This is a genomic window from Gulosibacter molinativorax (genome assembly GCF_003010915.2).
GTDB lineage: Bacteria > Actinomycetota > Actinomycetes > Actinomycetales > Microbacteriaceae > Gulosibacter > Gulosibacter molinativorax.
Map to the genome: position 1 here is coordinate 636,331 of NZ_CP028426.1, position 26,679 is coordinate 663,009.

27 protein-coding genes are annotated in these 26,679 nt (G+C 64.0%); 17 read left to right on the plus strand and 10 right to left on the minus strand.

From position 1 onward, the window contains the following. Positions 1-119: 119 nt before the first annotated feature. From qcrB to ctaE, 4 genes are read right to left on the minus strand one after another with little or no spacing between them, the layout of a single operon-like run. Positions 120-1,730: a cytochrome bc1 complex cytochrome b subunit gene (qcrB, locus tag GMOLON4_RS03065; RefSeq protein WP_026936021.1), complete on the minus strand. Its 1,611-nt coding sequence runs from the start codon at positions 1,728-1,730 to the stop codon at positions 120-122. Beyond that, positions 1,714-2,796, minus strand: a complete 1,083-nt coding sequence (gene qcrA / locus GMOLON4_RS03070) for a cytochrome bc1 complex Rieske iron-sulfur subunit (protein ID WP_026936020.1) — start codon at positions 2,794-2,796, stop codon at positions 1,714-1,716. Before qcrA ends, qcrB begins: the two co-directional genes overlap by 17 nt. Positions 2,797-2,849: 53 nt before the next feature. After that, positions 2,850-3,686 carry a cytochrome bc1 complex diheme cytochrome c subunit gene (gene qcrC, locus GMOLON4_RS03075; protein ID WP_026936019.1) on the minus strand — a complete coding sequence of 279 codons (837 nt, stop codon included), beginning with the start codon at positions 3,684-3,686 and terminating at the stop codon, positions 2,850-2,852. Between the two features lie 32 nt (positions 3,687-3,718). Next, a complete protein-coding gene (gene ctaE / locus GMOLON4_RS03080; protein ID WP_026936018.1) occupies positions 3,719-4,354 on the minus strand; it encodes an aa3-type cytochrome oxidase subunit III in 636 nt (211 codons plus the stop codon). Positions 4,355-4,458: 104 nt separating this feature from the next. On the opposite strand from ctaE, the gene trpD reads away from it, so the two are divergent. The 8 genes from trpD to paaZ all read left to right on the plus strand — a co-directional run bounded on the left by trpD (position 4,459) and on the right by paaZ (position 12,504). After that, positions 4,459-5,529, plus strand: a complete 1,071-nt coding sequence (gene trpD / locus GMOLON4_RS03085; protein WP_026936017.1) for an anthranilate phosphoribosyltransferase — start codon at positions 4,459-4,461, stop codon at positions 5,527-5,529. Between the two features lie 69 nt (positions 5,530-5,598). Next, positions 5,599-5,859, plus strand: coding sequence for an HPr family phosphocarrier protein (locus GMOLON4_RS03090; RefSeq protein ID WP_026936016.1), 261 nt, complete (start codon positions 5,599-5,601; stop codon positions 5,857-5,859). A gap of 15 nt (positions 5,860-5,874) precedes the next feature. After that, positions 5,875-6,384, plus strand: coding sequence for a hypothetical protein (locus GMOLON4_RS03095; protein ID WP_026936015.1), 510 nt, complete (start codon positions 5,875-5,877; stop codon positions 6,382-6,384). Further along, the gene (locus GMOLON4_RS03100; RefSeq protein WP_026936014.1) at positions 6,374-7,504 is read left to right on the plus strand and encodes an MFS transporter; all 1,131 of its coding nucleotides are present in this window, start codon (positions 6,374-6,376) and stop codon (positions 7,502-7,504) included. Before GMOLON4_RS03095 ends, GMOLON4_RS03100 begins: the two co-directional genes overlap by 11 nt. A gap of 195 nt (positions 7,505-7,699) precedes the next feature. Beyond that, positions 7,700-7,975: a GlsB/YeaQ/YmgE family stress response membrane protein gene (locus GMOLON4_RS03105; protein WP_026936013.1), complete on the plus strand. Its 276-nt coding sequence runs from the start codon at positions 7,700-7,702 to the stop codon at positions 7,973-7,975. 204 nt (positions 7,976-8,179) lie between these two features. Next, on the plus strand, positions 8,180-9,394 hold the full coding sequence (locus GMOLON4_RS03110; RefSeq protein ID WP_026936012.1) for a thiolase family protein: 1,215 nt from the start codon (positions 8,180-8,182) through the stop codon (positions 9,392-9,394). Between the two features lie 18 nt (positions 9,395-9,412). Further along, entirely contained in the window at positions 9,413-10,273 is an 861-nt protein-coding gene (locus tag GMOLON4_RS03115; protein WP_026936011.1) for a 3-hydroxyacyl-CoA dehydrogenase family protein, read from the plus strand. Between the two features lie 122 nt (positions 10,274-10,395). Then, positions 10,396-12,504 (plus strand): phenylacetic acid degradation bifunctional protein PaaZ, encoded by a 2,109-nt coding sequence (gene paaZ, locus GMOLON4_RS03120; RefSeq protein ID WP_245575349.1) that lies wholly within the window; start codon positions 10,396-10,398, stop codon positions 12,502-12,504. Positions 12,505-12,621: 117 nt separating this feature from the next. Here the strand turns inward: paaZ and GMOLON4_RS03125 are convergent, their stop codons facing one another. From GMOLON4_RS03125 to GMOLON4_RS03135, 3 genes are all read right to left on the minus strand, one after another. Further along, positions 12,622-13,230 carry a TetR/AcrR family transcriptional regulator gene (locus tag GMOLON4_RS03125; protein WP_026936009.1) on the minus strand — a complete coding sequence of 203 codons (609 nt, stop codon included), beginning with the start codon at positions 13,228-13,230 and terminating at the stop codon, positions 12,622-12,624. 85 nt (positions 13,231-13,315) lie between these two features. Then, the gene (locus tag GMOLON4_RS03130; RefSeq protein ID WP_084147335.1) at positions 13,316-14,620 is read right to left on the minus strand and encodes an AMP-binding protein; all 1,305 of its coding nucleotides are present in this window, start codon (positions 14,618-14,620) and stop codon (positions 13,316-13,318) included. Positions 14,621-14,731: 111 nt separating this feature from the next. Next, positions 14,732-15,193 (minus strand): PaaI family thioesterase, encoded by a 462-nt coding sequence (locus tag GMOLON4_RS03135; protein WP_026936008.1) that lies wholly within the window; start codon positions 15,191-15,193, stop codon positions 14,732-14,734. A 219-nt stretch (positions 15,194-15,412) separates the two neighbouring features. Between GMOLON4_RS03135 and paaA the strand changes: the two genes are divergently transcribed. The 6 genes from paaA to GMOLON4_RS03165 all read left to right on the plus strand — a co-directional run bounded on the left by paaA (position 15,413) and on the right by GMOLON4_RS03165 (position 20,186). Beyond that, positions 15,413-16,405: a 1,2-phenylacetyl-CoA epoxidase subunit PaaA gene (paaA, locus tag GMOLON4_RS03140; protein ID WP_026936007.1), complete on the plus strand. Its 993-nt coding sequence runs from the start codon at positions 15,413-15,415 to the stop codon at positions 16,403-16,405. Positions 16,406-16,474: 69 nt separating this feature from the next. Further along, positions 16,475-16,792, plus strand: coding sequence for a 1,2-phenylacetyl-CoA epoxidase subunit PaaB (gene paaB / locus GMOLON4_RS03145; protein ID WP_026936006.1), 318 nt, complete (start codon positions 16,475-16,477; stop codon positions 16,790-16,792). Beyond that, complete coding sequence (gene paaC, locus GMOLON4_RS03150; RefSeq protein ID WP_026936005.1) at positions 16,789-17,619, plus strand: 1,2-phenylacetyl-CoA epoxidase subunit PaaC; 831 nt, start codon at positions 16,789-16,791, stop codon at positions 17,617-17,619. Before paaB ends, paaC begins: the two co-directional genes overlap by 4 nt. Positions 17,620-17,625: 6 nt before the next feature. Next, a complete protein-coding gene (paaD, locus tag GMOLON4_RS03155; RefSeq protein WP_026936004.1) occupies positions 17,626-18,162 on the plus strand; it encodes a 1,2-phenylacetyl-CoA epoxidase subunit PaaD in 537 nt (178 codons plus the stop codon). Further along, positions 18,162-19,346 carry a 1,2-phenylacetyl-CoA epoxidase subunit PaaE gene (gene paaE, locus GMOLON4_RS03160; RefSeq protein ID WP_051266152.1) on the plus strand — a complete coding sequence of 395 codons (1,185 nt, stop codon included), beginning with the start codon at positions 18,162-18,164 and terminating at the stop codon, positions 19,344-19,346. Before paaD ends, paaE begins: the two co-directional genes overlap by 1 nt. A gap of 69 nt (positions 19,347-19,415) precedes the next feature. Beyond that, positions 19,416-20,186: an enoyl-CoA hydratase/isomerase family protein gene (locus GMOLON4_RS03165; RefSeq protein WP_026936002.1), complete on the plus strand. Its 771-nt coding sequence runs from the start codon at positions 19,416-19,418 to the stop codon at positions 20,184-20,186. 22 nt (positions 20,187-20,208) lie between these two features. Here GMOLON4_RS03165 and GMOLON4_RS03170 read toward each other — a convergent pair whose 3' ends face one another. Further along, complete coding sequence (locus GMOLON4_RS03170; protein ID WP_026936001.1) at positions 20,209-22,698, minus strand: DNA gyrase/topoisomerase IV subunit A; 2,490 nt, start codon at positions 22,696-22,698, stop codon at positions 20,209-20,211. An 88-nt stretch (positions 22,699-22,786) separates the two neighbouring features. Between GMOLON4_RS03170 and GMOLON4_RS03175 the strand changes: the two genes are divergently transcribed. Then, positions 22,787-23,914: an alkaline phosphatase family protein gene (locus GMOLON4_RS03175; protein WP_026936000.1), complete on the plus strand. Its 1,128-nt coding sequence runs from the start codon at positions 22,787-22,789 to the stop codon at positions 23,912-23,914. 31 nt (positions 23,915-23,945) lie between these two features. Here GMOLON4_RS03175 and sepH read toward each other — a convergent pair whose 3' ends face one another. Then, positions 23,946-25,181, minus strand: coding sequence for a septation protein SepH (sepH, locus tag GMOLON4_RS03180; RefSeq protein WP_051266149.1), 1,236 nt, complete (start codon positions 25,179-25,181; stop codon positions 23,946-23,948). Positions 25,182-25,372: 191 nt separating this feature from the next. On the opposite strand from sepH, the gene GMOLON4_RS03185 reads away from it, so the two are divergent. Continuing rightward, a complete protein-coding gene (locus tag GMOLON4_RS03185; RefSeq protein ID WP_026935999.1) occupies positions 25,373-25,669 on the plus strand; it encodes a DUF4193 domain-containing protein in 297 nt (98 codons plus the stop codon). A gap of 37 nt (positions 25,670-25,706) precedes the next feature. Here GMOLON4_RS03185 and GMOLON4_RS03190 read toward each other — a convergent pair whose 3' ends face one another. Continuing rightward, the gene (locus tag GMOLON4_RS03190) at positions 25,707-26,111 is read right to left on the minus strand and encodes a DUF3093 domain-containing protein (RefSeq protein WP_051266146.1); all 405 of its coding nucleotides are present in this window, start codon (positions 26,109-26,111) and stop codon (positions 25,707-25,709) included. A gap of 122 nt (positions 26,112-26,233) precedes the next feature. Here GMOLON4_RS03190 and dut point away from each other — a divergent pair, with 122 nt between their 5' ends. Further along, positions 26,234-26,668, plus strand: coding sequence for a dUTP diphosphatase (gene dut, locus GMOLON4_RS03195; RefSeq protein WP_026935997.1), 435 nt, complete (start codon positions 26,234-26,236; stop codon positions 26,666-26,668). The last annotated feature ends 11 nt before the right edge of the window (positions 26,669-26,679 follow it).

The following is a 26,679-nucleotide window of genomic DNA, read 5'->3' on the forward strand; positions in this document are numbered from 1 at the left end:
CCGCAGCTAGTTGCTTAACCGGAAACGCAGTCGGGCCCCGAGAATAATTCTCGGGGCCCGACTGCGTTACTGCTTGCTGGGCGGCGGTTGCTGATCAGCGTGCAGCGGTGGGGGAGCGACTAGTGCAGCTCGCCGTGGTGGTGTTTCGCGGCCTCGACCTCGGCCGGCGTGGTGGCCTCGACACGGTCGGCGAAGAACCAGCGCGACAGTCGCGAACGCGCCTTGCCCTTGGTCTTGCCCGTCTTGGGGTCGACGTAGGGCTTGACCGGTGCGTAGGACTCGTAGGTGTTGATCGAGTACTGCTCTTCCTCCGTGAGCGGCACGTGGATCTCCTGGAACTCGCCGTGTGGGAGGCGAATGACGCGTCCCGACTCGTGGCCGTGCAACGCGGTCGCGCGGTCCTGCTTCTGCAGCGCGATGCAAGCGCGGTGCGTAACGAAGAAGACGATGATCGAACCGATGATCAGCCAGAACTGCAGGAAGTGAATCACGTGCTCCATCGCGAGGTGGAAGTGGGTCGCGATGAGGTCGGAAGATGCCGCCGCCCACATCGCTGCGTAGAAGTTCATCCACGCTGCACCGAGTGCGGTACGGAACGGCACGTTGCGCGGGCGGTCGAGGATGTGGTGCTCGCGCTTGTCGCCGGTGACCCACGCCTCGAGGAACGGGTATACGAACAGGCCGATAACGAAGAGACCCATGAACAAGAACGGCACGAGGACCGCGAGGGAGAGCGTGTAGTTCCCGAGCGGGATCTCCCAGCCCGGCGGAATAAGCCTGAGCATGCCGTCACCGAAGCCGATGTACCAGTCAGGCTGGGTACCGGCGGAGACGGGGGAGGGGTCGTACGGGCCGTAGTTCCACACCGGGTTGATCTGGAAGAGCGACGCGATGAGGAAGATGAAGCCGAGGATGATCATCATGAAGCCGAGTGCCTTGCCCGCAAAGACGGGAAGGACAGGGTTACCGACAACGTTCTGCTCGGTACGGCCTGGGCCTGGGTACTGCGTGTGCTTGCTGACGACCATGAGCACGAGGTGCAGGGCCAGGAAGACGATTAGCAGCGCCGGCAGGATCATGATGTGCAGCGAGTAGAGGCGACCGACGATGTCGGTGCCAGGGAACTCGCCACCGAACATGAGGAACGAGATCCAGGTACCGATGAGCGGAATTGCCTTGATCATGCCGTCGACGATGCGAAGACCGTTACCCGAGAGCAGGTCATCCGGAAGCGAGTAGCCCGAGAAACCTTCGAGCATTGCGATGATCCAGAGGACGAGACCGATGAGCCAGTTCAGCTCGCGCGGCTTGCGGAATGCCCCGGTGAAGAAGACGCGGGCCATGTGCAGCATGATCGACGCGACGAACAACAGAGCTGCCCAGTGGTGCACCTGGCGCATGAGCAGGCCACCGCGAACGTCGAAGGAGATGTCCAGCGTCGAGGCCATGGCGCCCGACATTCCGACGCCCTTGAGCGGGACGTACTGACCCTGATAGGTCGTGTGCGTCATCGTGGGGTCGAAGAAGAACGTCAGGAAGGTACCCGACAGAAGGATGGCGATGAAGCTATAGATAGCGACTTCACCGAGCATGAACGACCAGTGGTCAGGGAAGATCTTTCGACCAAATTCCTTGACCGCACCCGAAAGGCTGGTGCGCTCCTCGATCCAAACGGAAGCCTTGGCAATAGCGCTGTCTTCTGCGACAGGTGACTTATACGTTGTAGTCATTACGACGCTCCCAGAAGGTCGGGCCAACAGGTTCGTGGAAGTCGCTCTGAGCCACCAGGTAGCCGTCGTTGTCGACGGTGATCGGCAGCTGGGGGAGCGGACGACCGGCCGGTCCGAAGATGACCTCACAGTGGTTGGTCACGTCGAACTGCGACTGGTGGCAGGGGCAGAGGAGGTGGTGGGTCTGCTGCTCGTAAAGCGCGACAGGGCAGCCGACGTGCGTGCACACCTTCGAGTAGGCAACGATGCCGTGGTACGACCAGCCTTCGCGCTCGGGACGCTCGTTGAGCTTCTCCTCGGGCAGACGCATGAGCAGCACGATGGCCTTTGCCTTGGCGTTCAGCAGTTCGTCGTGGCCGAGGTCGTTGAGTCCCTCGGGGATGACGTGGAATGCGGAGCCGACGGTGACGTCCGAGGCCTTGATCGGCGTGCCGGACGGGTCGCGAACGAGGCGAACGCCCTCATCCCACATCGTCTCGTGGAGCAGCTTGACCGGGCTTTCGTTGTTGCCGTTGTAGAGGTCACGCAACAGCACGATGCCGGGAAGCGGCAGCGCGAGAACCGCAGTGATCATCGAGTTACGCAGGAGCTTGCGGCGGCTGAAGCCAGATTCCTCGTCAGCCTGCGCGAAGATTTCGACAGCACGCTTCTGCGTCGCGGGGGTTCCGGCCGTCGTGTGACGGGCCTCCGCCATCTCCTCGTCCTTCATGAGGTACTTCGCCCAGGCGACCATACCGATACCCACGGCGAGCATCGCAAACGCGATGCCGATGCCGATGAAGAGACTGTTCCAGCGAACCGACGTGATGTCTTCGCGGTCGATAGGCCAGATGAAGTAGGCGGCGATCGCGAAGATCGATGCGACCAGCGAGAACCAGAAGAGACCTACAATCCAACGCTGCGCGTTATTGGACTTCTGCGGGTCGCTGTCGGTCACTCGGTGTCCGTGTTCCGGATGCCCCGGGTCTTCGAAACTGTCTGCGGCGATAATCGCCGTTCCGGAGTTCCCCGAGCGATCGGACGAATTGGCGGTACGGAGCTCCCCGCCGTGTTCGTCTTCAGCCATGGTTGTCCCTTTCTGGGTTGAAATGCGAAGTAAAAACTAGTTCTTGGGAAGTGTTAGTTCGGGCGCGAGGTCAGCCAGATGGCAAACGCAACAGCGCCACCGATGCCGAATACCCAGATGAAGAGACCTTCAGCAACCGGGCCCACACCACCGAGGTTGTAGCCACCAACCATGTTGGTGTTCTCGGTCATCCAGCTGATGGCCGTGATGATGTCGGCCTTGTCCTGCGGCGTGAGGTTCGTGTCGTTGAAGACCGGCATGTTCTGCGGGCCGGTCTGCATGGCCTCGTAGATGTGGACGGGGTCGACCGTCTGAAGCTCCGGCGCGAACTTACCCTCGGTGAGGGCACCACCGGCAGCGGCCACGTTGTGGCACATTGCGCAATTGATGCGGAAGAGTTCGGCGCCGTGCGCCGCGTCACCGTCCGCCTGCGTGTACTGCGCGTCCGGAATGGCGGGTCCGGGGGCGAGGGATGCGACATAGGCCGACATCTGCAGGGTCTGCTCTTCGGTGAACTGAACAGGCTTGACCTGTGCCTGGGGGCCGTTCATCTGCATCGGCATACGACCAGTGCCAACCTGGAAGTGCACCGAGGCGGCGCCGACACCGATGAGGCTCGGACCGTTGTCCGAGCCGACCGCGTCCATGCCGTGGCAGGTCGCGCAGTTCGCGTTGAAGAGCGCCTCACCCTCGGCGATGGTCTCCGTGGCGGTCATGTCGACCTCGACAGCGTCCTCTGCCGCATTCGCGACGAGCGTGTCTACGGCTCCGTAGGCACCGCCCGAGAGGAGGAGTCCGACGCCGAGCAGTGCGGCAGTTGCAAGCGGGGTCCGGCGTGAACGTTTACGTGACTTCTTCGCAGACGACCGGGACTTCGTGGCAAGTGACATTGAAAAACTCTCTCGACTGGGGCTTGTCGCCGTTAGGCGATGAACGGAAGAAGGTAAATGACGAAGAAGAGGCCTACCCAGACCACGTCAACGAAGTGCCAGTAGTACGAAATGGCCATGGCGCTCTGCATTTCGCGCTGACCCATCTTCTTCACCGCGTAGAGGCGCACGATGACCACGAAGAAGGCGAGGATTCCGCCAAGCACGTGGAGGCCGTGGAAGCCGGTTGCCATGAAGAAGGAGCTCGTGAATGCGTTGAGGTTAAGGACGTAGCCCTCGCTCACCAGCGTCGCGTATTCCCAAACCTGGCCGCCCATGAAGATCGAGCCGAGAACCGCCGAGAGGTAGTACCACTCAATCGTTCCCCAGCCCTTGCCCTTAATGCGGCTCTTCTGGCCACGCTCGGCGGCCATGACGCCCAGCTGACAGGTCACCGAGCTCGAGATCAGGATGAGCGTGTTAATGACGGCGAAGGGGATGTTCATGATCGCGTGGCCTGCGGCGAACTGCTCAGGCGCCATCGCGCGGAGCGTGAAATAGATCGCAAACAGGCCTGCGAAGAACATCACTTCCGAGCCAAGCCACACGATGGTGCCAATGGCTACGGTGTTTGGGCGGTGCACTCTCGGTGCTGAAGATGCAGGATTTAGGGAAGTCACAGTTCCCATTATGACCGATTTCCCAGGTTCGCAAAGTTCGCGCGCCGTGGCGAGTCTCGATAGTGGGAATTGGTTCGTTTTCCCCGGGGGATCTGGGGGATACACTTCTTGCTATGACGGATCTGCTCACTTGGCCACAAATGCTCGAATCCCTCCTGAACGGCGAGAATCTCTCGGTTCGTCAGGCCACGTGGGCGATGGAACAGGTCATGCAGGGGAACATCTCCGAGGCCAAATTGGCCGCCTGGTTGATCGCACTTCGCGCGAAGGGCGAGAGCGTCGAGGAGCTCGTCGGTTTCCGTGACGCCGTGCTCGCGCACGCACTGCCGATCGACATCACGTCCTGGGGCCTCGACATCGTCGGCACCGGCGGCGACATGATCGGGACGGTCAACGTCTCGACGATGTCCTCGTTCGTGATTGCCGCATCCGGTGTGCCCGTGATAAAGCACGGTGGCCGTGCGGCGTCGGCGAAGTCTGGGGCATCGGACGTCCTCACCGCACTGGGTGCGCACCACAGCTCGGTTCCGGGTGCGCTTAAGCAGACGTTTGACGAAACTGGCATGACGTTCCTCTATGCGTCGCTGTTCCACCCCGGTTTCGCGCATGCGGGCCCCGCGCGTAAGGAACTCGGTGTTTCGACGGTGTTCAATTATCTCGGGCCGCTCACGAATCCCGCTCGCGCCGAGGCTTCGGCAGTCGGAGTTGCCAAGCTGGAAGCGATTCCGCTCATCACGGGCGTGTTCCGTACCCGCGGGGCAGCGGCACTGGTGTTCCGTGGTGATGACGGGCTCGACGAGCTCACCGTGACGGGGTACTCACACATCTGGGAAGTTGCGCGCGGCGATATTGCCGAGCACGACATCCACCCGCGTGACCTCGGACTCGGCACCTATGAGATCGAGGAGCTGCTGGGTGGCACGCCCGAGGAAAACGCGGCGATCGCGCGCGAGACACTCGGCGGTGGCGGCAAGGATGCGGTGCGCGACATCGTCCTCTTGAATTCGGCGGCCGGTATGGTCGCGTTTGACTTGGCGAAGGATCCGGACTCGGTGGAAAGACCAATTCGTGACCGGCTGACTGAGAAGATTGAAGTGGCTCGCGAGACGATTGCGTCCGGAAGGGCGCTGGCGCAGGTCGATACGTTCGTGGAAACGACGAATCGCCTCAAAGACGACGAGTAGGCCGCGGCGCAAGCGGTATTTATTGCTACCAATTGAACGACCACCGAACAGGGAGAAAGAGGAACAACCATGTCGAATGAAATCCGTAGCACGGTCACACTCATCAACGAGACCGGTCTGCACGCCCGACCCGCCGCAGAGTTCGTGAAGACCGCGAGCGCCTACGACGCGCAGATCAAGGTCAACGGCACCGACGCCAAGAGCTTGCTCGGCATCATGGCGATGGGTGCCAAGAAGGGCACCGAGCTCGAGCTGGTCGCAACGGGTGCACAAGCACAGGAGGCCATCGACGGCCTCGTCTCCCTCGTGGAATCTGGGTTCTCCGAATAGGCATACACTGCTGGAATGGCCAAGCCGCGAGATTTAAGTCAACCGACAACACGCGTAGTTGCGTGGGAATTTCGTACACCGGTTCGCAGCACCACACTCGCGATCATTGGCACCACGTTTGCGGCCTGGGTCGTCTCGTTCTTTCTCTTTACGTACGGGACCGACCTGGGCCGTTCCCAGCTCGACACGAGTGGTTTTCTCGCCATTTTCGTAAGCTGGCTCATCATCGCCGCGCTCGTGTGTGGCGGATACGGGCTCGGCTATATCGTGCTTCGCAAGGTTTCAACTGGACAGCGTCCGTTCGCGGAACGGGAGTTGCTCAAGCTAGCCCTCGCCGAGTCGTTTTCGGCAACTTGCGGCGGCTTCGCGGTCGGGTTCTTGCCGATCACGCTCATGTCGAACATGTTCACGATGTTCCTGTGGACCTTCGCGATTGGTTTCCTGTTTTCCTTTGTGGTGATCATGCCGCGCTATACCAAGGCGTGGCAGCAGGCGGTCGTCGACGGTCGCGCCTATGAGGGCTGAGTCCTCGCAGCCCGAACCGCGACTCTGGACCGCGCCGTTCGTCGGCGTCATGGCGGTCAACGGGCTGACCTCACTGAACTTCCTGCTGCTTATGACGTTCATGACCGGCTACGCCGTCGAGCGGTTCGGCGTGGGGGAGGCGCAAGCCGGGTTAGCGGCCAGTTCCTTCGTCATCGGGGCCCTCGTGACGCGGGTCTTTGTTGGCAAGTACACCGACATCTTCGGGCGAAAGCGGATGCTCGTGCTCTCGGCAGTCGTCCTGCTCGCGGGCTCGCTTGGCTATTTTGTGGCCGACAGCTACGCGGTTCTTGTGGTCGTCCGTCTCGTCCAGGGTGCGGCGTTCGGTGCAGTGAATAACGTCACGAACACGGTCGCGATGGCGCTGATGCCGAAAGACCGTAAGGGCGAAGGGACGGGCTGGTTTACGCTCTCGCTCACGATTGGCCAGGCACTCGGGCCCGCGCTCGGGCTCTGGCTCGTTGCCAACGGCAGCATCAACGCGGTGTTCCTCACCGGCGTCGGGTTGTGTGCGGCTGTGGCGCTCATTTCCGCGGCACTTCCAGTGAAGCAGCCAAAAATCTCGGCGGCCGAGCGCGCCGAACTGACGAGCTGGCGGTTCGATCGCATCCTTGAGCCGAAGGCCCTGCCGATGGGGCTCATGGCCTTCCTGCTCATTTTCCCCTATTCCGGCATCCTGACCTTCATGTCCGGATACGCGGCGGAAGTTGGGCTGACGGCGTACTCGAGCCTCTGTTTCATCGTGTATGCGGTCACGCTCGCGGTCAGCCGGCCACTCGTGGGGGCCCTGCTTGATCGCTTCAGCGACAACGCAATCGTGGTCCCCGCGTTTATCCCGTACTTATTAGGCGTGGCGCTCTTGGCCCTCGACCTCGGGGTGGCGGGCTACTTCGGTGCCGCCATTTGCCTCGCGGTCGGTTACGGCAGCCTGACCTCGCTGATGCAGACGATCGCGGTTCGGGAGACGCCGGCGCGCCGCGAACCTCGATGGGGATTTCGACGTTCTTTATCGGCATGGACTCGGGGATGGGGCTCGGTCCGATCGTGCTCGGGGTCATCGTCGGCCTCGGGTTCGCGTTCACCGAATTGTTTGGCCTCATGACCGGCTGGATCGCGGTCGTCTTCATTGTTTATTTCCTATTGCACGGTCGGAAACCTTCCGCCCGGGCGCCGCGACACCGGGGCTGAATTGGCAAACTTCGCCCGTTTTTCGCGCTGATCACCAAGTTTTCGCTAGGCTCGGAGCGATACGGGCTTCGTATCGAGACTCTGAGCTTCACCGAAAAGGGAGGACACTATGTCACTCAGTTGGATTAGCTGGATCATCATCGGTCTTATCGTGGGCCTCATCGCTCAGGCGATTACGAAGGACAAGCGCAAGCACCCGCTGTGGTTGACCATTATTCTAGGGATCGTTGGCGGCATTCTCGGCGGATGGATTGGCGGCTTGATCATCGGCCCAGAGTCACTCCAGGGCTTCTTTAACATCTGGGTGTGGTTGTTCGCACTCGTTGGTGCCCTTATCGTCACCGCTATTTACGAGGCCGTCACTCGCGGTCGCAAGGCACCGTAACAATAATTGACATGGGGGTCGGGCGTTTGTGCGCCCGGCCCCTTTATTATTTCCGCAAGGGCGTGCCGGATTCGTAACCAGGCGGGCCGGATTACAAACAAAACTGACCGATTGCACAGTAATGTAGGCGAGGGAGCCTGGTCGTCGAGTCTTCGGCGAAGGGCCCCGACACACACGAGCACCGACAAACAAGGGAGTTGTCCTATGCCTGAGGCATACATTATCGATGGAGTTCGCACACCGGTTGGCCGATACGGTGGTGCGCTTGCGGGCGTTCGTCCCGATGACCTCGCGGCGCTCGTGATCGGCGAGGTGGTAAAGCGCTCGAAGATTGACCCATCGAAGGTCGAGGAAGTCATCTTCGGCAACGCGAACGGCGCTGGCGAGGAGAACCGGAACGTCGCCCGTATGGCGTGGCTGCTCGCCGACCTGCCGCGCGAAGTGCCGGGCTTCACGGTGAACCGGCTGTGCGCATCCGGCATGACGGCGATCATCAGCGCCTCGCAGATGATTCGCTCCGGGGATGCCGACATCGTCGTGGTGGGCGGCGTCGAGTCGATGACGCGCGCACCCTGGGTGGTCGAGAAGCCGGGGAGCGCGTGGGCCAAGCCCGGTGCGTCTTTCGACACCTCGATTGGCTGGCGATTCACGAACCCGCGGTTCGAGTCGGGCGACCTCGCGCGCGATGGCAAGATGACCTACTCGATGCCCGAGACGGCGGAGGAGGTTGCCGAGCGGTTTAACATCTCCCGCGAGGATGCGGACGCGTTCGCCGTGCAATCGCACGAGCGGTCGTTCGCGGCCATTAACGCTGGGCGCTTTGACAACGAGATCGTTCCGGTCGAGGTGGTTGGTCGCAAGGGCGCCGTTTCGGTAGTCGACACCGACGAGGGGCCGCGCGAGGGCACGACCGCGGAAGTCCTCGCCAAGCTGCGACCGGTCGTCAAGCCGGGCGGCGTCGTGACCGCGGGCAACTCGTCCTCGTTAAACGACGGCGCCTCGGCGCTCGTAATCGCATCCGAGGACGCGCTTAAGAAGTACGACCTCGTCCCCCGCGCGCGCGTGGTGCGCGGGGCATCGGCCGGTGTCGACCCCGAGATCATGGGTATCGGTCCGATCCCCGCGACGCGCAAGGTGCTCGACCGGGCCGGCTGGAACATCGATGACCTCGGTGCGGTCGAGCTCAACGAGGCGTTCGCGACGCAGTCGCTCGCGACAATTCGCGAGCTCGGTCTCGACCAGGAGATCGTCAACCGCAACGGCGGCGCGATCGCGCTCGGTCACCCCCTTGGTTCCTCCGGCGCGCGCATCACGATCACGCTCCTCAACCGGATGGAGCAGGAGGGCGTCGATCGAGGCCTCGCCACGATGTGTGTCGGAGTCGGGCAGGGCACCGCGATCGCCCTGGAACGCGTCTAACGGAAAGTTGAAGAGAACATGAGCGCAACAATTCCTTTCCCCAGCAATGTCGGTGTGATCGGCGGCGGTCGCATGGGCGGCGGTATCGCCCACGCCTTCCTAATGGCGGGTTCAAGCGTCACCGTGATTGAGCGCGAGCCGATCGCGGCAGAAGCTGCCCGAGAGCGAATCGAGAGCTCGGTCGCGAAGTCGATCGAGCGCGGGGCCACGGATGCGAACCTCGACGAGGTCGTGCAGCGGCTTCGCGTCGAGATCGACTACGGCGCGCTCGCCGAGGCGAACCTCGTGGTCGAAGCGGTATTCGAGGACTTCGGCGCGAAGGTTGAGGCGCTGAAGAGCGCCGAGCGCGTGCTGGCGGCCGACTCGGTGCTCGCATCCAACACCTCGTCTATTTCGCTCGCCACCCTCGCTGCGGAACTCGAGCGTCCCGCTCAGTTCCTGGGGCTGCACTTCTTCAACCCGGTGCCCGCATCCACTCTCATCGAAGTTGTGATTGCACCCGGTACTCGGCCCGATGTTGCCGCATCCGCGCCAGCATGGGTCGAGACGCTCGGCAAGACCCCGGTTGTCGTTAAGGACTCGCCGGGATTCGCGTCCTCTCGCCTCGGCGTTGCCATCGCTCTCGAGGCCATGCGGATGGTCGAGGAGGGCGTCGCGAGCGCGAAGGATATCGACGCGGCGATGGAGCTTGGCTACAAGCATCCGACCGGGCCGTTGAAGACGACCGATATCGTCGGGCTGGATGTGCGGCTCGGCATCGCGGAGTATCTCGCGGAGCACCTGGGGGAGCGATTCGCCCCGCCGCAGATCCTGCGGGATAAGGTCGCTCGCGGCGAACTTGGTCGGAAGTCAGGCAAGGGCTTCTACGACTGGGAGTAGGCCCCGATCGGGGTGAGCGTGTACCCTGGACGTGGATTCCCGACCCATCGGTCAGGAAACATGTTCACCCCGACCGTGCGGCGCTGCACGGAAAAGAGAAACGGACAAGGATGACCGACACGATGTCAGAGTCGAAGACCGCAGAATTTGTTCCCAGCTACGTGAGTGGCGCTTGGTGGACCCCCGCTGCAGGGGTGAATGCAACGCCCATCCGCGACACCTCGACCGGTGAGCAACTCGCACTCGTCTCGAGTGAGGGCCTGAACATCGCCGAAGTAGTCGATTACGCCCGCGCCACCGGTCGCAAGGGCCTCGGCGAACTCACGATTCACAAGCGTGCCCTCAAGCTCAAGGAACTCGCGCTCTACCTCAACGATCGCAAGGACGTGCTGTACGAGCTGTCGATGGCCAACGGCGCAACGAAGGGCGACTGCTTCTTCGACGTCGACGGTGGCATCGGCGTCCTGTTCACGATGAGCTCGAAGGGTCGCCGCGAGCTGCCGAACACGAACGTCATCGTGGATGGCGCGGTCGAGCCCATGTCGAAGGACGGCTCGTTCATCGGTGAGCACATCTACAGTCGCATCCCCGGCATCACGGTCGAGATCAACGCGTTCAACTTCCCGGTCTGGGGAATGCTCGAGAAGTTCGCGCCCGCATTCGTTGCCGGTGTGCCGACGATCGTGAAGCCCGCGACGCCCACGAGCAATATCACGGCGGCGCTGGTTCAGCTCATCGTCGAATCCGGCATCCTGCCCGAGGGCTCGCTGCAGTTCATCGCGGGCTCCGCGCGCGACCTCATCGACCACCTCGACTACCGGGACATGGTCACCTTCACCGGTTCCAAGGCGACGGCCGACCGCCTGCGCCAGCACCCCAACGTGCAGCAGGGCGGCGTGCGCTTTACCGCCGAGGCAGATTCGCTCAACGCGGCCATTCTTGGCACCGACGTGACGACCGACTCGCCTGAGTTCCCCGCGTTCATCCGCGCGGTCGTGAACGAGATGCAGGTGAAAGCGGGGCAGAAGTGCACCGCGATTCGCCGGGTCATCGTGCCGCACGCGCTTGTCGAGCCGGTCGTGGATGCGCTGGCCGCGCGTCTCGACGAAAAGGTCACGGTCGGCGACCCGCGCGTCGAGGGGAACACGATGGGCGCGCTCGCCTCCTTCGACCAGCTTCGCGACGTGCGCGCCGCCGTCGACTCGCTGGTGGATGCGGGTGGCAGCATCGCGTACGGCAGCAACGACTGGGACGACGACCAGCAGGGTGCGTTCCTGTCGCCGGTTGTGCTCAAGTGGGACGACAACCGGGCCGAGGCGCTGCACGCGACCGAGGCGTTCGGCCCAGTATCGTCGGTGCTCGGCTACGAGACAACCGCAGAAGCGATCGAACTGGCCGCGCTCGGTGACGGCTCGCTTGTGGCCACGGTGTGCACGTACGACATGGAGCAGGCGGGCGAGCTCGCTCGTGGGATCGCCGGGTACCACGGCCGCATCCACATGCTCAACCGCGATAACGCCCGTACCTCGACCGGCCACGGCTCGCCGCTGCCGACGCTCGTGCACGGTGGCCCCGGCCGCGCAGGCGGTGGCGAGGAGCTCGGTGGTGTCCGTGGCATCAAGCACTACATGCAGCGCACCGCGGTGCAAGGCACCCCGGACCTTCTCACCGCGGTCACGGGCGAGTGGCATCGCGGCGCGGCACAGGAACGTGTCGGCGACCCCGAGTACGGCGGGGTTCCCGAGGGCGAGAACGGCGCGGTGCACCCGTTCCGTAAGTCGCTCGAGACGCTGAAGATCGGTGACGCGTTCGTGTCCGGCCTGCGCCAGGCGACGGAGCAGGAGATCACCGACTTCGCCAACTCGACCGGTGATGTGTTCTACGCGCACACCGACCCGGCTGCTGCGGAAGCGAACCCGTTCTTCCCGGGCATTGTCGCGCACGGCTACCTGCTCGTGAGCTGGGCTGCGGGACTGTTCGTCGCCCCGGGCCGCAGCGCGGTGTATGCGAACTACGGCATGGAGAACCTGCGGTTCCTCACGCCGGTTGGGATTGATGACTCCATCCGCGTCGAACTCACGGCCAAGCGCATCACGCCGCGCGAGACCGAGGACTACGGCGAAGTCGTATGGGATGCTCTGCTGCTGAACCAGAACGACGAGATCGTCGCTACCTACGATGTCATGACTCTCGTCGCGAAGCGCGAAGAGCAGGCGCTCGGCGGTAACTAGCGAGAACGCAAACGAGGCCCCGAAACAACTCTAAGCCGAGTTGTTTCGGGGCCTCGTTTGCGTAGGCGTGTGGCTGGTCTGTGGGGCTGCGAGGACTTGGCCTCGCCAGGAACGCGGCTACGACCTCGGCCGCAGGCCGTCGAAGACAACTCCCACGATATGGTCGCCGATCATGTCGGCATCCAAAGGTCCTCCGGGCCGATACCAGTCGATGATGGAGTTGACCATGCCGAAGACGAAACGGGTGGCAACGCCGGGGTCAATATCGGTGCGCAGCGACCCGGTCTCGTCCGCCTCGTTCATGAGTTCCGCCACGGAGACGTTGAACTTACGCCGCCGATCGAGCGCGGCGCGTTCAAGGTCGGTGTTGCCGCGTAGCCGGAGCAGGAGCGTGACCGACTGGAGCTCCTCGATCAAGACGGTGACTGTGCCGCGAATCGTCCGCTCCAGCCGGTCCACCGGCGTCGCCCCCGATTCCTTGGCCTCGGCGAGCATCCCCTCGAGCGAGGAAAGCGCGCGGTCGAGGGCGCTTGCGAGGAGATCCTCCTTGCTCGTCACGTGGTGATAGATCGCGGATTTTGAGACCCCGAGTTGCTCGGCGATCATCCCTACGGTCGTTGCCTCGTAGCCGTGCTGATTAAACAGCGCGACCGCGGCGTTGATGACGTCGCTTCGGTCATTGCCGGGGCGGCCTCGTCGTGCTGCGGTCGTGGTCTGTTCAGGCAAGGTTCCTCCTGCGCTGTGGGTTAACGTCATCCGCGGGTGGCCGACAGAATCGACCACCCGCGGACCTGGACCGATCCTTCGCGTGTTAGCGGTGAATCGGAAGGTGGTGGGCGGGGTACTCGCTAAAGTCGCGATCCCGATAATCGTAGATGCGCTTTGCTTTGCCCTCCGAGCGTGCCACGGTGTTCGGGTCAACAACGTGGATGCGCACCGAGGATCCGATGCGAATCTTGATGTCCGACTGGAGCGCGCGGCCGCAGGCCTCGGCCTCCTCCATCGTGAACTCGGGACGACGCTCGATCACGACAGTGAGCTCATCCATTCGCTTCGGCTTCGTGAGCTCGAGGTGGTAGTAGGGGCTGAGCGCTTTCTGGTTGAGCGCGAGTTCCTCGATCTGCGACGGGAACATGTTCACGCCGCGGAGGATGATCATGTCGTCGGTACGCGAACGGACCTTGCGCATCCGACGCATGCCTGGGCGCGCGTCGCCCGGCAGCAGCACCGAGAGGTCCTTCGTGCGGTAGCGGATGATGGGCATCGCTTCCTTGGTGAGCGACGTGAAGACGAGCTCGCCCTCCTCGCCGTCGGGCAGCACCTGGGTGAGGTCATCCTTGTTAACGATCTCGGGGCGGAAGAAGTCCTCCCAAATCGTGGAGCCTTCCTGGTGCTCGACCGATTCGCCGGCCATGCCGGGGCCCATCAGTTCTGAGAGCCCGTAGATGTCGACTGCCTTGAGGTTGAAGCCCTCTTCGATCTCGCGGCGCATCTCCTCGCTCCAGGGCTCGGCGCCGAGGACCGCGATCTCGATCGGCGTGTCACGCGCATCCATGCCGTGCTGGCGCATGTAGTCGAGGATCGTGAGGAGGTACGACGGTGTGCACATGATGATGCGCGGGCCGAAGTCATGCATCATCTGCACCTGGCGGGCCGTCTGGCCACCCGACATCGGGATCACCGTGAGGCCGGCGCGCTCGACGCCGCTGTGCGCGCCGAGACCGCCCGTGAAGAGTCCGTAGCCGTAGGCGTTGTGGACGAGGTCGCCCTTGCGCGCGCCCGAGAGGCGAAGGACTCGAGCGACGCCCTGCGCCCAGACATCGAGGTCGCGGTCGGTATAACCCACGACCGTCGGGCGACCGGTGGTACCGGAGGATGCGTGGATGCGGCGAACCTGCTCCATCGGCACGGCGAAGGTCTTGAAGGGGTAGTTCTCGCGCAGGTCGTCCTTCGTGGTGAAGGGGAACTTCGCGAGGTCCTCGAGCGTCTGGAGGTCGTCGGGGGAGACGCCGTGCTCGTCAAACTTCTTCGTGTACATCGGCACGTTCTCGTACGCGTGTCGCACGGTCCACTTGAGTCGCTCAAGCTGGAGAGCCTCGATTTCCTCGCGGCTCATTTGTTCTTCGGGGTCGAGCCGGTCGAGGTCAAATGCGGTGGTCACAGGTTTACCTTCATCTTTGGTCGTCGTTGACGCTCTGGGAGCGGTTAGTAAATATTGGGAGGGGGACTAGGAGCGGGAAGCGGGCTTCGGGATGGTCCGACTGCGGCCACGGAAGATCATGATTAAGATCGGCTCGGGGTCGTTCGGCCCCTGCGCGGTGACCTCGATGTCGTAGACACCGCTACGACCTTCGTGGACCGCGCGGGCCTTGGCGCGAAGGGTCTGCCCGACCTGAGCTGGGCGTAGGAAGTTCACGTCAACGCCGGAGGCGACGGTCATCGTGCCGTTCTCCTCGTGCGAGTTGCACGCCATCGCAAAGGCGCTGTCTGCAAACGCGAAGACCATGCCGCCGTGAGCGATCGCGAACCCGTTGAGCATCTCCTTGCGGAGATCCATTTCGATCTCGACGTCGCCATACTCGGCTTTGACGACGCGGATGCCCATCCACTCGCTCGCGAAGTCATCCTTCAAGATCGGGTGGTGATCAGCAAGCTCCTTGTAGGCGACTGTGTTCTTCGTTGAATTCATAGTTTTTCCACTCCTTCGTGAATTCCTGAACAGTCTTACAGAAAAGTTTGGATCGTGGGGAAAGTCAAGTCAAATTCCAGCGAGGTCACAGTTCGTGATTCTCTGATGAAACCCGGTGAGAATGACTTGACGTGCCTCGGAAATTGCATAAACTGAACGCACGGTCTGTAATGTTGAGGCAGTGCTGCTTCACGCTGCGAGAGTTAAGGAGACCCCCGCATGACGAACAACGTAACCGAGATGCCACATCGCGACGAGGCTGACCAGGAGCGCGCTCAGGCGTACTTCGACGGCATCATCGCGAAGGACTCCCGAATCGAGCCCGCCGACTGGATGCCCGACGCCTACCGCAAGACGCTCACCCGACAGATTGCCCAGCACGCGCACTCCGAGATCATCGGTATGCAGCCCGAGGGTAACTGGATCACCCGCGCCCCCTCGCTGAAGCGCAAGGCTATCCTCACCGCGAAGGTGCAGGATGAGGCGGGTCACGGCCTTTACCTCTACTCGGCCGCCGAGACCCTCGGCACCTCCCGCGACGAGATGACGCAGCAGCTGCTGGACGGCCGTGCGAAGTACTCGTCGATCTTCAACTACCCCGCGCGCACGTGGGCGGACATGGGCGCGATCGGCTGGCTCGTCGACGGCGCCGCGATCGCCAACCAGGTGCCGCTGTGCCGCTGCTCCTACGGCCCCTACGGTCGCGCGATGGTGCGAATCTGTAAGGAAGAGTCGTTCCACCAGCGCCAGGGCTGGGAGATTCTGTACACCCTCTCGAACGGCACCCCAGCGCAGAAGCAGATGGCGCAGGAAGCGGTCAACCGCACCTACGGCCCCGCGCTGCAGATGTTCGGTCCGCCGGACGACCAGTCGCCTAACTCAAAGCAGTCGATGGCGTGGAACATCAAGCGCTTCTCGAACGACGAGCTGCGCCAGCGCTTCGTCGACATGATCGTGCCGCAGGCCGAGGCCCTCGGGCTGACGCTTCCGGACCCGGACCTCAAGTGGAACGAAGAGCGCGGTCACTACGACTATGGAGAGCTCGACTGGGACGAGTTCTTCGGCGTAATCAAGGGCCACGGCCCCGCGAACGCGCAGCGTCTCGCACACCGTCGCGCCGCACACGACAACGGCGCATGGGTTCGTGAGGCCGCCGCAGAGTATGCGCGCAAGCAGGCCGACGCGCAGTCGCAGTCCGCGGCCGTCGCCTAACTAGAAACAAATTTTGCGGGCCAATCCGCATCCGGATTGGCCCCATGATCCTCAACGGAGAGAAACGCAATGAGCGAACAGTCCAATACCGCTGCGACCCCGCCGCGTAACCAGTGGCCGCTTTGGGAGGTCTTTGTCCGGTCCTCGCGCGGCCTCAGCCACGTGCACGCCGGTTCGTTGCACGCCCCGGACGCCAAGATGGCGCTTCGCAACGCCCGCGACCTTTACACGCGCCGCAACGAGGGCGTGTCCCTCTGGGTCGTCCGTAGCGAAGACATTGCTGCTTCGGACCCGGACAACAAGGACTCGTTTTTCGAGTCCTCGCAGGGCAAGAACTACCGTCACGCCACCTACTACACGAAGTCTGAAGGGGTGAAGCACCTGTGAGCGGCGGTAGCGGTTTTGATTCGGCCACCCTCATCTCGGCGGGCTACGCGCTCACCTCGGAGGAGCTCGCCTCGAGCGGCGTCCAGGCCTCGGATGACGTTGCGGAATACGCGCTTCGCCTCGGCGATGATGCGCTGATCCTCGCGCAGAACATGCTGTGGTGGGTCTCCCGTGCACCCGAACTCGAGGAAGACATCGCCCTCGGTAACGTGGCCCTCGACCTGCTCGGTCACGCTCGCGTGCTGCTCACGTTCGCCGGTTCGGCGTCGGGCAAGAGCGAGGATGACCTGGCCTACTTCCGCGAGGAAGAGGAGTTCCGGTGCCTGCACCTCGTGCAGTTCCCCGGCCACGACTTCGGAGAGACGATCGCGCGCCAGCTCATCTTCTCCCACTATGCGTTCGAGCAGTGGAAGCGGCTCGAGAACTCGGCGGATGCGACCATCGCGGCGATCGCGGCGAAGGCATCCAAGGAACTCGATTATCACGTCGACCACGCCGAGCAGTGGACGCAGCGACTCGGTCTTGGCACTGAAGAGTCGAACCGCCGCCTCCAGGCCGGCCTCGACTACTTCTGGCCCTACATCGACGAGCTGTTCGAAGACGATGAATTTATCGAGAAGCTCGGCCCCGTCGCGGTGCGTCCGTCCGAGCTGCGCGAAGACGTCATGGCCCGCATCACAACCGCGATCGAGGAGGCAGGCCTCCGCGTTCCCGAGGTCAAGCAGGCGGTCACCGGCGGCCGCCGCGGCGAGCACCGCGAGGCCCTCGGCCACCTTCTGGCCGAGATGCAGGTGCTTGCGCGCAAGCACCCCGGCGTCACTTGGTAGGAAATCATGATTGAACAGATCGACAAGAACCTCGCGCAGCGGCCGAAGGACCCTGAGGCCGCCCGTGTGTGGGACATCGTCGGTAAGGTGACCGACCCGGAAATTCCGGTGCTTTCGATTATCGACATCGGCATCCTGCGGGATGTGCTGGTCGGCTCCGACGGCACCCCGCAGGTGATCATCACGCCGACCTATTCGGGCTGCCCGGCGATGGACACGATCAAGGCCGACGTCGAGCAGGCCCTGCGCGACGCGGGGTATGAGCGGTCCGAGGTGACGCTCGTGCTCGCTCCCGCATGGACGACCGACTGGATGACCCCCGAGGGCAAGAAAAAGCTCGAGGAATACGGCATCGCGCCGCCCACCGGCAGCGCGGCGGTGGGGATGCAGCGCGGCCCGAAGCGACTCTCGCTCGCGGTGCGCTGCCCCCGCTGCGGATCCATTAAGACTAATGAACTGAGCCGATTCGGCTCGACCTCCTGCAAGGCGCTGTATCAGTGCGCCAACTGTCAGGAACCGTTCGACTACTTCAAGGTGCACTAGTGACTGAAGCAACGATTGAATCCAACGCCGACAACGGGGCCGGCACGGGCAAGCGGCGGGCCGTGTTCCACACCCTCGAGGTGAGTGGCGTGCGCAAGCTGACCGAGAAAGCGATCGAGGTCTCGTTCGCCGTCCCGGAAGACCTCCAGAGTGAGTACGACTACGCCGCCGGCCAGTATGTGGCTCTGCGCGCAACTATCGACGGCCAAGAGGTGCGTCGCAGTTACTCGATTTGTGAGGCCCCGACTCCCGGGACCATCAAGGTGGGAATTAAGCGCGACCTCGGTGGACTCTTCTCGAACTGGGCGAACGACAACCTCGAGGCCGGTTTCGAGATGGACGTGATGAGCCCGCAGGGCGTGTTCGTCTCGAAGCACCAGCTGACCGGGATGAACGACGCGGACAAGGTGAGCGCGGAGGCCGTGGCCGACGGCGCGAGCCACTTCGTCGCGGCGGCAGCAGGCTCCGGCATCACCCCGGTGATTGCCATTGCGAAGTCCCTCCTCGAACATCCGAACACCCAGGTCGACCTGATCTACGCGAACCGCGCGGCGTCCGACGTGATGTTCCTCGAGGACCTCGCCGATCTCAAGGACCGCTATCCGACTCGACTCGCGGTGCACCACGTGCTTTCGCGCGAGCAGCGCCAGGCACCGATCTACTCGGGACGACTCGACGCGGAGAAACTCTCGCAGCTGTTTGAGTACATCATCGACGTGCCAAACGTCGACGAGTGGTTCCTGTGCGGTCCGTTCGAGCTCGTGCAGCTCGTGCGCGACGAGCTCTCCAGCCGCGACGTTCCGGACGAGAAGGTGCGCTTCGAGCTCTTCTCGACCGGCCAGCCGGGTGAGGGCGCGCAGTCGAGCGCGGGTCGCCCTGTTGAGGTCGACCCGGAGGGCGACAACTTCGAGATCAGCTTTGTCCTCGACGGGCTCAGCGGCGAGGTCAAGTCGCCGAAGGATGCGCGCGAAACGGTCCTCAACGCGGCACTCCGCGTGCGTCCCGATGTGCCCTTCGCGTGCGCGGGTGGTGTGTGCGGCACGTGCCGCGCCAAGGTCACCCTCGGCAGCGTCGACATGGCCGAGAACTACGCGCTTGAGAAGGACGACGTCGCTAACGGCTACGTCCTGACGTGCCAGTCGCGGCCGACCACCGACAAGGTCGCGGTCGACTTCGACGCGTAATTCGTCGACGCTGAACTTGTCGACGCTGAATATCCCGACGTACAACCCGAAAGGCAAGCCCCCATGGGAATGATTGAGCTGAGCATCGTCGACGGCGCCGCCGAGATCGTCCTGAACGCACCGAAGAAGCTGAACTCGCTCGGCGAGGCTGACCTCGCCGAGCTCAATGAAAAGCTGGACGAGGCCGCTGCGGCGAGGGCCAAGGCGCTCCTGCTGCGCGGCGAGGGGCGCGCATTCTGCGCGGGCCGCGACATCTCGGGCGTCGACCCGAAGACGGATGATGTGGCCGACTTCCTCGGGAACCGAGTGACCGGTGTCCTCAAGAAGATCAGTGAGTTTCCTGCGCCGACCTTCGCGGCCGTCCAGGGCGCGTGCCTCGGTGTCGGTCTCGGTCTCGCGATCGCGGCGGATGTCGTGTACGTGGCGGAGAGCGCAAAGATCGGCTCGCCGTTTGCGAATCTTGGCGCGACGCTCGACTCGGGCGGGCACTGGCTGTTCACCGAACGACTCGGCGCGCACCGCACGCTCGACCTCATCTATACGGCCGAGTTCATGTCCGGCCGGGAAGCGGTCGAACAGGGTCTCTTCAGCCGCTGGGTCGCCGACGACGAGCTGCTCGAGTTCACCCGGGAACGCGTCCAGCGTGTTGCCGCGGGCGCGCAGCTCGCCTTCGCGACGTCGAAGAAGCTCGTGCAGCAGATTCGCGATGAGCGAATTGGCATGTGGGAGTCGATCGACGCGGAAAACCGCGCACAGGGAGACCTTTGCCTAAGCGAGGACTACGCAGAGGGATTCAAGGCCTTCCAGGAGAAGCGCAAGCCTGAGTTCCGCGGGCGCTAGGCACCCACCACGAACCAAGCCCCTAGTCGGATTCGCTGGGCGCGTCACCCATGGCGCAGCCCAGCGCATCCACGGGGGCTTCAAGCTGTGTGCCCGACGCATCCCGCTTCGCGAAGCCATCGGGGAGCGGCCGTACCGAACCATCCTTTGATGTGGCCCGCACCGGAGTCGGGCCGACCCACGCGAGCGCGAGCGCCGTCTCGGAGCGGACGAAGCGTTGCGCGCGCACGCCTCCCGTGGCGCGGCCCTTGGCCGGGAACTCGCCAAACTCGCTGATCTTGGCGCTGCCGAGCACGTCGCCAAAGAGCGCCTCATCGGCAGGTGGCTCCGCGATCGTGACGACGACCGCGTGGTCGATCTCCTCGGCCTGGAGCACCGAGAAGCTGATGACTCGCGCATCCTCACCGAGGCGGATGCCAGCCATGCCGCCAGCACCTGCGCCCTGCGGACGCACTAGCGACGCCGAGTAGTGGAGGAGCTGCGCGTCGCTCGTGACGAACACGAGCTCGGCATCGTCGTTGGCACGCGCGGCACCGACCACCTCATCGCCTGGCTTGAGCGCGATCGCGCTCATCTCGTGCTGCGCCTTCCACTCGGCGGGGTTGACGCGCTTGACCACGCCCTGCTTCGTGGCGAGGGCGAGTGGCGTCTCAACGCCGAGGGGCACGAGGCCCACGATTTGTTCCTTGCGGTCGGTGATGCCGAAGTACTCGCGCGCCGACACACCCGCGCTCATCAGCGCGGATGCGGCGGGGGAGGCGGGGAGGGACACGGGAGTCGCGCGATACACGACCCCCGTATTCGTCACCGCGCCGATGTCGGAGAGCGTCGAAGTCGGGACATCGGCGAGGATCGCGTCGTGCTTCGAGCGTCGTCGCGGCCGCGGGAAGCTGCCGTCCTCCTCGAGCTCGACGCGCAGGATCTTGCCGGTGGTCGACAGCAGCACGCGCGTCGGCACGTCCGGCATCTGAAGGGCGTCGGCGCTCGGAGCCTTCGCCGAGCGCGAGGTCGCCTGCACCTGCGCGTCGCCCTCGATGAGCACCGTGCGGCGGGGCGTCGAAAACTGATCTGCGGCTTCCCCGAGCTCGCGGCTGACCTGCATGCGCAGCAGGTCTTCCGAACCGAGGAGCGCCTCGAGTTCCTCGATCTCGCGACGCAACTGGTCTGCCTCGGCCTCGAGCTCGATGCGTGAGAACTTGGTGAGGCGGCGCAGCCGCAGCTCGAGGATGTATTCCGCCTGACGCTCCGAGAGGTCGAAGACGATCTGGAGCCGGCCGCGGGCCTCATCGGCGTCGTCCGAGGAGCGAATGATCTGGATGACCTCGTCGATGTCGAGGATCGCGATCAGCAGACCCTCGATGAGGTGTAGGCGATCGCGACGCTTGCCGAGGCGGAACTCGCTGCGGCGACGCACGACCGAGATACGGTGGCGCAGGTAGACGTCGAGCAGCTCGCGTAGCCCAAGGGTCTGCGGGGCGCCGTCGACGAGGGCGACGTTGTTGATGTGGAACGACTCTTCGAGCGGCGTGTGTCGGTACAGCTGCTCGAGCACGGCCTCGGGCACGAATCCGGTCTTGAGCTCGATGACGAGCTTCATGCCGTGCTTACGGTCGGTGAGGTCGGTCACCGAGGAAATGCCAGTGAGCTTCTTCGACTGCACGCCCTGCTTGATGCGCTCGATGACCTTCTCGGGACCGACGAGGTAGGGGAGCTCGCTAATCACGATGCCCTTGCGCCGCGCCGTGACGTTCTCGATGGCCGCCGTGGCGCGCATCCTGAACGACCCTCGCCCGGTCTCGTACGCCTCGCGGACGCCGTCGAGGCCGATGATCCTCGCACCGCCAGGTAGGTCCGGCCCTGGCACGTGCCGCATGAGCTCGGCGAGCGTGGCGTCCGGATGCTCGAGGAGGTGCTGCGCGGCCGAGATCACCTCGCCGAGATTGTGCGGGGCCATGTTGGTCGCCATGCCGACGGCGATTCCGGATGCGCCGTTGACGAGCAGGTTGGGCCACGCCGCGGGGAGGACCTCGGGCTGCTGGAGCGAGTTGTCGTAGTTCGGGACGAAGTCGACGACGTCCTCGTCGAGCGATTCGGTAAGGGCGAGGGCCGCGGCGGTGAGTCGTGCCTCGGTGTAGCGGGGTGCGGCGGGGCCGTCGTCGAGTGAGCCGAAGTTGCCGTGCCCGTCGATGAGCGGCACGCGCTGCGTAAAGGGCTGCGCGAGGCGAGCCATCGCGTCATAGATTGCGGAGTCGCCGTGCGGGTGCAGCTTGCCCATCACGTCGCCGACGACGCGGGCAGACTTCACGTGGCCCCTGTCGGGGCGCAGCCCCATCTCGGTCATCTGGTACAGGATGCGTCGCTGCACCGGCTTCATGCCGTCGCGCGCGTCCGGGAGCGCGCGCGAGTAGATCACCGAATACGCGTACTCCAGGAAGGAGCCGCGCATCTCTGTGGAAACGTCGACGTCCTCAATCCGGTCGAACTCGGAGTGTGAAGAGGGGGTCGTCGCCATGCGTCTCGCTTCGTGTCTGGTCTAGATTCGTGCCTGTAGCGGGGCCGGGCGTCGGAACGCGCCGGTCCGGCTGTGGAAAGATGGTCGGATGGAGCCAATCGTATTCAACCGCCCGGAAAACGTGCCAACGCTCGCCGACGTGTTGCCGAACTGCATCGCCGCGATGAACGGCCAGCCGAACTGCCTCGGGCTCCCGGCAGTGCGCGGCGTCGTGGTGGTGCTCGTGGACGGACTCGGTGAGTCGCTGCTGCGCACGCGCGGCGGTCACGCTCGTCACACAGTACGCGGTTGGCAGCCCGAACACATCGCGGTGAGCTTCCCATCCACGACGGTCGCTGGGATTACGTCGCTCATGACAGGTGCCTACGCGGGGGAGCACGGGCTGGTTGGCTACTCGATCTGGGATCGTCGTGCCGACGAGTACCGCAACCAGCTCTCGGGTTGGGGCGACGGCATGGATCCCGCGACCTGGCAGCTTCGCAGCACCGTGTTCGAGTCGATCGTCGCCGAGCGCTCGCCGATCACTCCCGTCATCGTGTCGACCGAGGACTATCGCAGCTCCGGGCTCACGCAGGCATCCCTTCGCGGTGGCGACTATCACGGCGCAGAGACGATGACCGACCGCGCCGAGCTTGCGGCCACACTGTGCCGAAAGGTCAAGCGGCCGCTCGTGTATCTCTACCACGCCGAGCTCGACCAGGCGGGGCACAAGCACGGCTCGGAGTCGGGCAACTGGCTCGAGAAGCTCGAGGAACTCGACTACTCGATTTCGCAGTTGCTCGATCAGCTGCCCGCCGATATCGGCGTCCTCGTCACCGCCGACCACGGCATGATCGACATCCCGCACGAGGAACAGATCGACTTCGAGGGCGACCTGCTCCAGGGTGTGCTCGCCGTCGCGGGCGAGCCTCGCCTGCGGCACATTTACCTCGACGAGGCGGCAGACGCCCGCGCGCTCGCGCGTCGGTACGAGGATGCGGAGGGCGAGCGAGCCTGGGTCTTCACGCGTGAGGAACTCCTCGCCACCGGGCTCTACGGCTCGAATGTCGCTGAGGCCGCCCGCGAACGCATCGGGGACCTCGTGGTCGCCGCTCGTGACCGCGTCACCTACTTCACGCCCGGGATGCCCGCGAGCATGCGGCTCATGATCGGCCAGCACGGTTCGCTCACGAACGAAGAAACGATCGTGCCGCTCATTCGACACGGTGCCTTTTAGCTGGGACTAAGTCGGCGCGATAATGCGTCGTCTACTCGTCGTCGCCTTTGGTGCCGAAGACGATCTCGTCCCAGCTCGGCATTGAGGGACGACCGCCGCGCTTGCGGCCCGCCTTGCCCCGTGCGCCGCGTGGCGCCTCGGCCGGCTCGAGGGTGTCGAGCGGCACCTGCGCTGACTTGTCGGATGGCTCGGGCTTGTCTGCGCGGTGGGCGCTGTTCATGTGGCCGGTGGCGTCATCGGCAGTGCTGTCGCCCGACACGCTGTCTCCGGTCGCGCTGTTGCCGGACACACTGGCCCAGGGCGCACGGTCGCCTGACGCGCCGTCGCCTGACGCGCTGTCCCCGGACGCGCTGTTGCCCGGTGCAGCTGCGTTGCCCCGGTCGGCGCCAGCATCCGCCGCAGTGGTCCGCGGGCGCGCGAACGGGGTTACGCGCTCTGAGCCGGAGCCTGAGCTCTCGACGTCAGCGGCCTCATTCGAGCCGGAATCGGTGACGCTGAACTCGGCCTCTTCCTCATAGGTTGCGTGCTGGCGTTCCCCCCGCCGGCGTCGTAGTGCCTCGAGGAGGTCGGCCGTCTCGTGCGTCGTGAGGTCCTGATCGGTCGGGGTGCTGAGCTCTTCGGTGGCAGTCTCGAAACTGTCGAGGGGGATGACCCGGTCGGTGGGGTCGCGCTTGACGGCCCGCAGGTGGGGTCCCATGAGCGAGGACGGTTCGCCCTGCTGCGAGAGCGTTACAGCGGCGGGGGAGGATGGGTGGAGCGAGTGAGCGCGCGAGTCGAATGTCCAGAGCGCGTTGCGGGACACATCCTCCGTGACGAAGTTGAGCCCGACGTGCCAGCCCGTCTCCGGGTCTTTCCATGCATCCCAGCGGACGTCTTTGGCGCCGAGCTGCTCGAGGCGGTCATCGATCGTCGTCCCAAAGGTCGCGCCCTCGCGGGAGAGTGGGTCGATCTGCGATTGCAGGCGGACCGCCACTCCACGTGCCTGTTCGACGATGTATCCGCGTTCCGCGAGGATCGGCCCCTCGAAACGTTCGACGGTTTCGGAATCGGCGCCGGTCAGTTCGACGACTTCGTCAACTGTTCGCCCAGCGCGGATAAGCTGCTGAATCTGGCGGGGTGGGACGCGCGGCCCCTCCGGGCGAGCGGCAGGACGAGGTCGCAGGGCTTCACGAAGCGATTCGTCCGCGCGCAGCCGAAACCGCTCACCGTTGTCGTTCGTGGCGATGAGCCAATCGTCTTCGAGGCCGACGAAGCGTAGTTCCTGCATATGTGCCTCCTCCAATTTGGATCTTGCCAAGCTTCACAGATGCAACCGGATGCGACCGCAAAGCGCTCCGCGTGCCGCCGAATCTGTGCGCTCAAATGCTGGGACTTGCGGAATCGCAAAAGTTGGTGCAGAATAGCGCGCCGATGGGGGTAAATAATCCTCCTTACAGATCTCGACATATTTGGACGGTTATGGCCACCGACTACGACGCTCCGCGTAAGACAGAAGAAGACACCGACTCGATCGAGGCGCTCAAGGAACGCGTTCCGGCTTCCGGCTCGCCCAACGTCGATATCGACCAGGGTGACGGCGTGCACGGGTTCGATCTCGAGGCATCCGACCTCAGCGATGTCGAGATCGAGACCGTGGTGATTCCGCGTCAGGAAGACGAGTTCACCTGCATGGAGTGCTTCCTCATCAAGAATCGTTCGCAGCTGTCGCCGGACTCCACTCCGGACAACCCGATCTGCAACGACTGCGCGGCTTAGCCAAAGTCTTTGACGCCCCGGCTCCTCGGAGTCGGGGCTATTTAGTTTCCGGCAGCTGCGAGCGCGCCTCGCGAATCGCGGCGACCACTTTGTCGGGGTGGCGCGTCGAGAAGAGCCAGTACGGAATGGGGTCGTTTTCGTCCGCGATCTCGACGCGCGCGGAGGTCGAACACCAGCCCCGCAGGCACGTCCAGGCGCGCGCATCCAGCTTCGGGCCGGCCTGCATCCGCGCTTCCTCCGCCGTCGCATGTGCGTGCGCCTCACCGACGTGTTGCAGGGGCACCTGAGCGGAACCCACGCGCAGCGTCGTTCGATCCACCTCGATAATCGGGGAGCCGGTATAGAGCGCGATGAGGTAACCGCCGTAAAGGGCCAGACCCAGGATCGTGCCGACGAGCATGTTGATCGGCATGAACACAACAAAAACGGCCGGGACGATCATCGCTCCGGCAGCATAAACCCAGATAGACGGAGAGACTCGTTCGCGGTAAATCACTAGTTCATTTCACCACCTCCGTTCTGGAGGATCCTGAGTCTTCAGGCCAGTTCGGCTAGCCTTTCAGAGTGACCGCACCGATTCAGATTCCACACACTGGCCAGGCCCCCACGCACGCAAATCCGGGGGATGCAGGCGCCGATCTTTATGCATCCGAAACCGTGACGCTTGAGCCGGGTGCCCGAGCCGTCGTTGGCACCGGAACGGCGATCGCGTTGCCCGAGCGCACTGTGGGCCTCGTTGCCCCTCGCTCCGGACTCGCGGCCAAGCACGGCATCACGATCGTGAACGCGCCAGGTGTCATCGACTCCGGTTACCGGGGCGAACTCAAGGTCACGCTGCTCAACACGGACGCATCCGAGCCCTACACCATCACGGCTGGTGACCGGATCGCGCAATTGCTCGTGCTGCCCATCCCGGCAGTCGAATTCGTCACCGTTGCCGAGCTGCCGGAAGGCGAGCGCGGCGAGGCCGGATTCGGGTCGACCGGCTACGCGGGCTAGGGAGGTAAGTC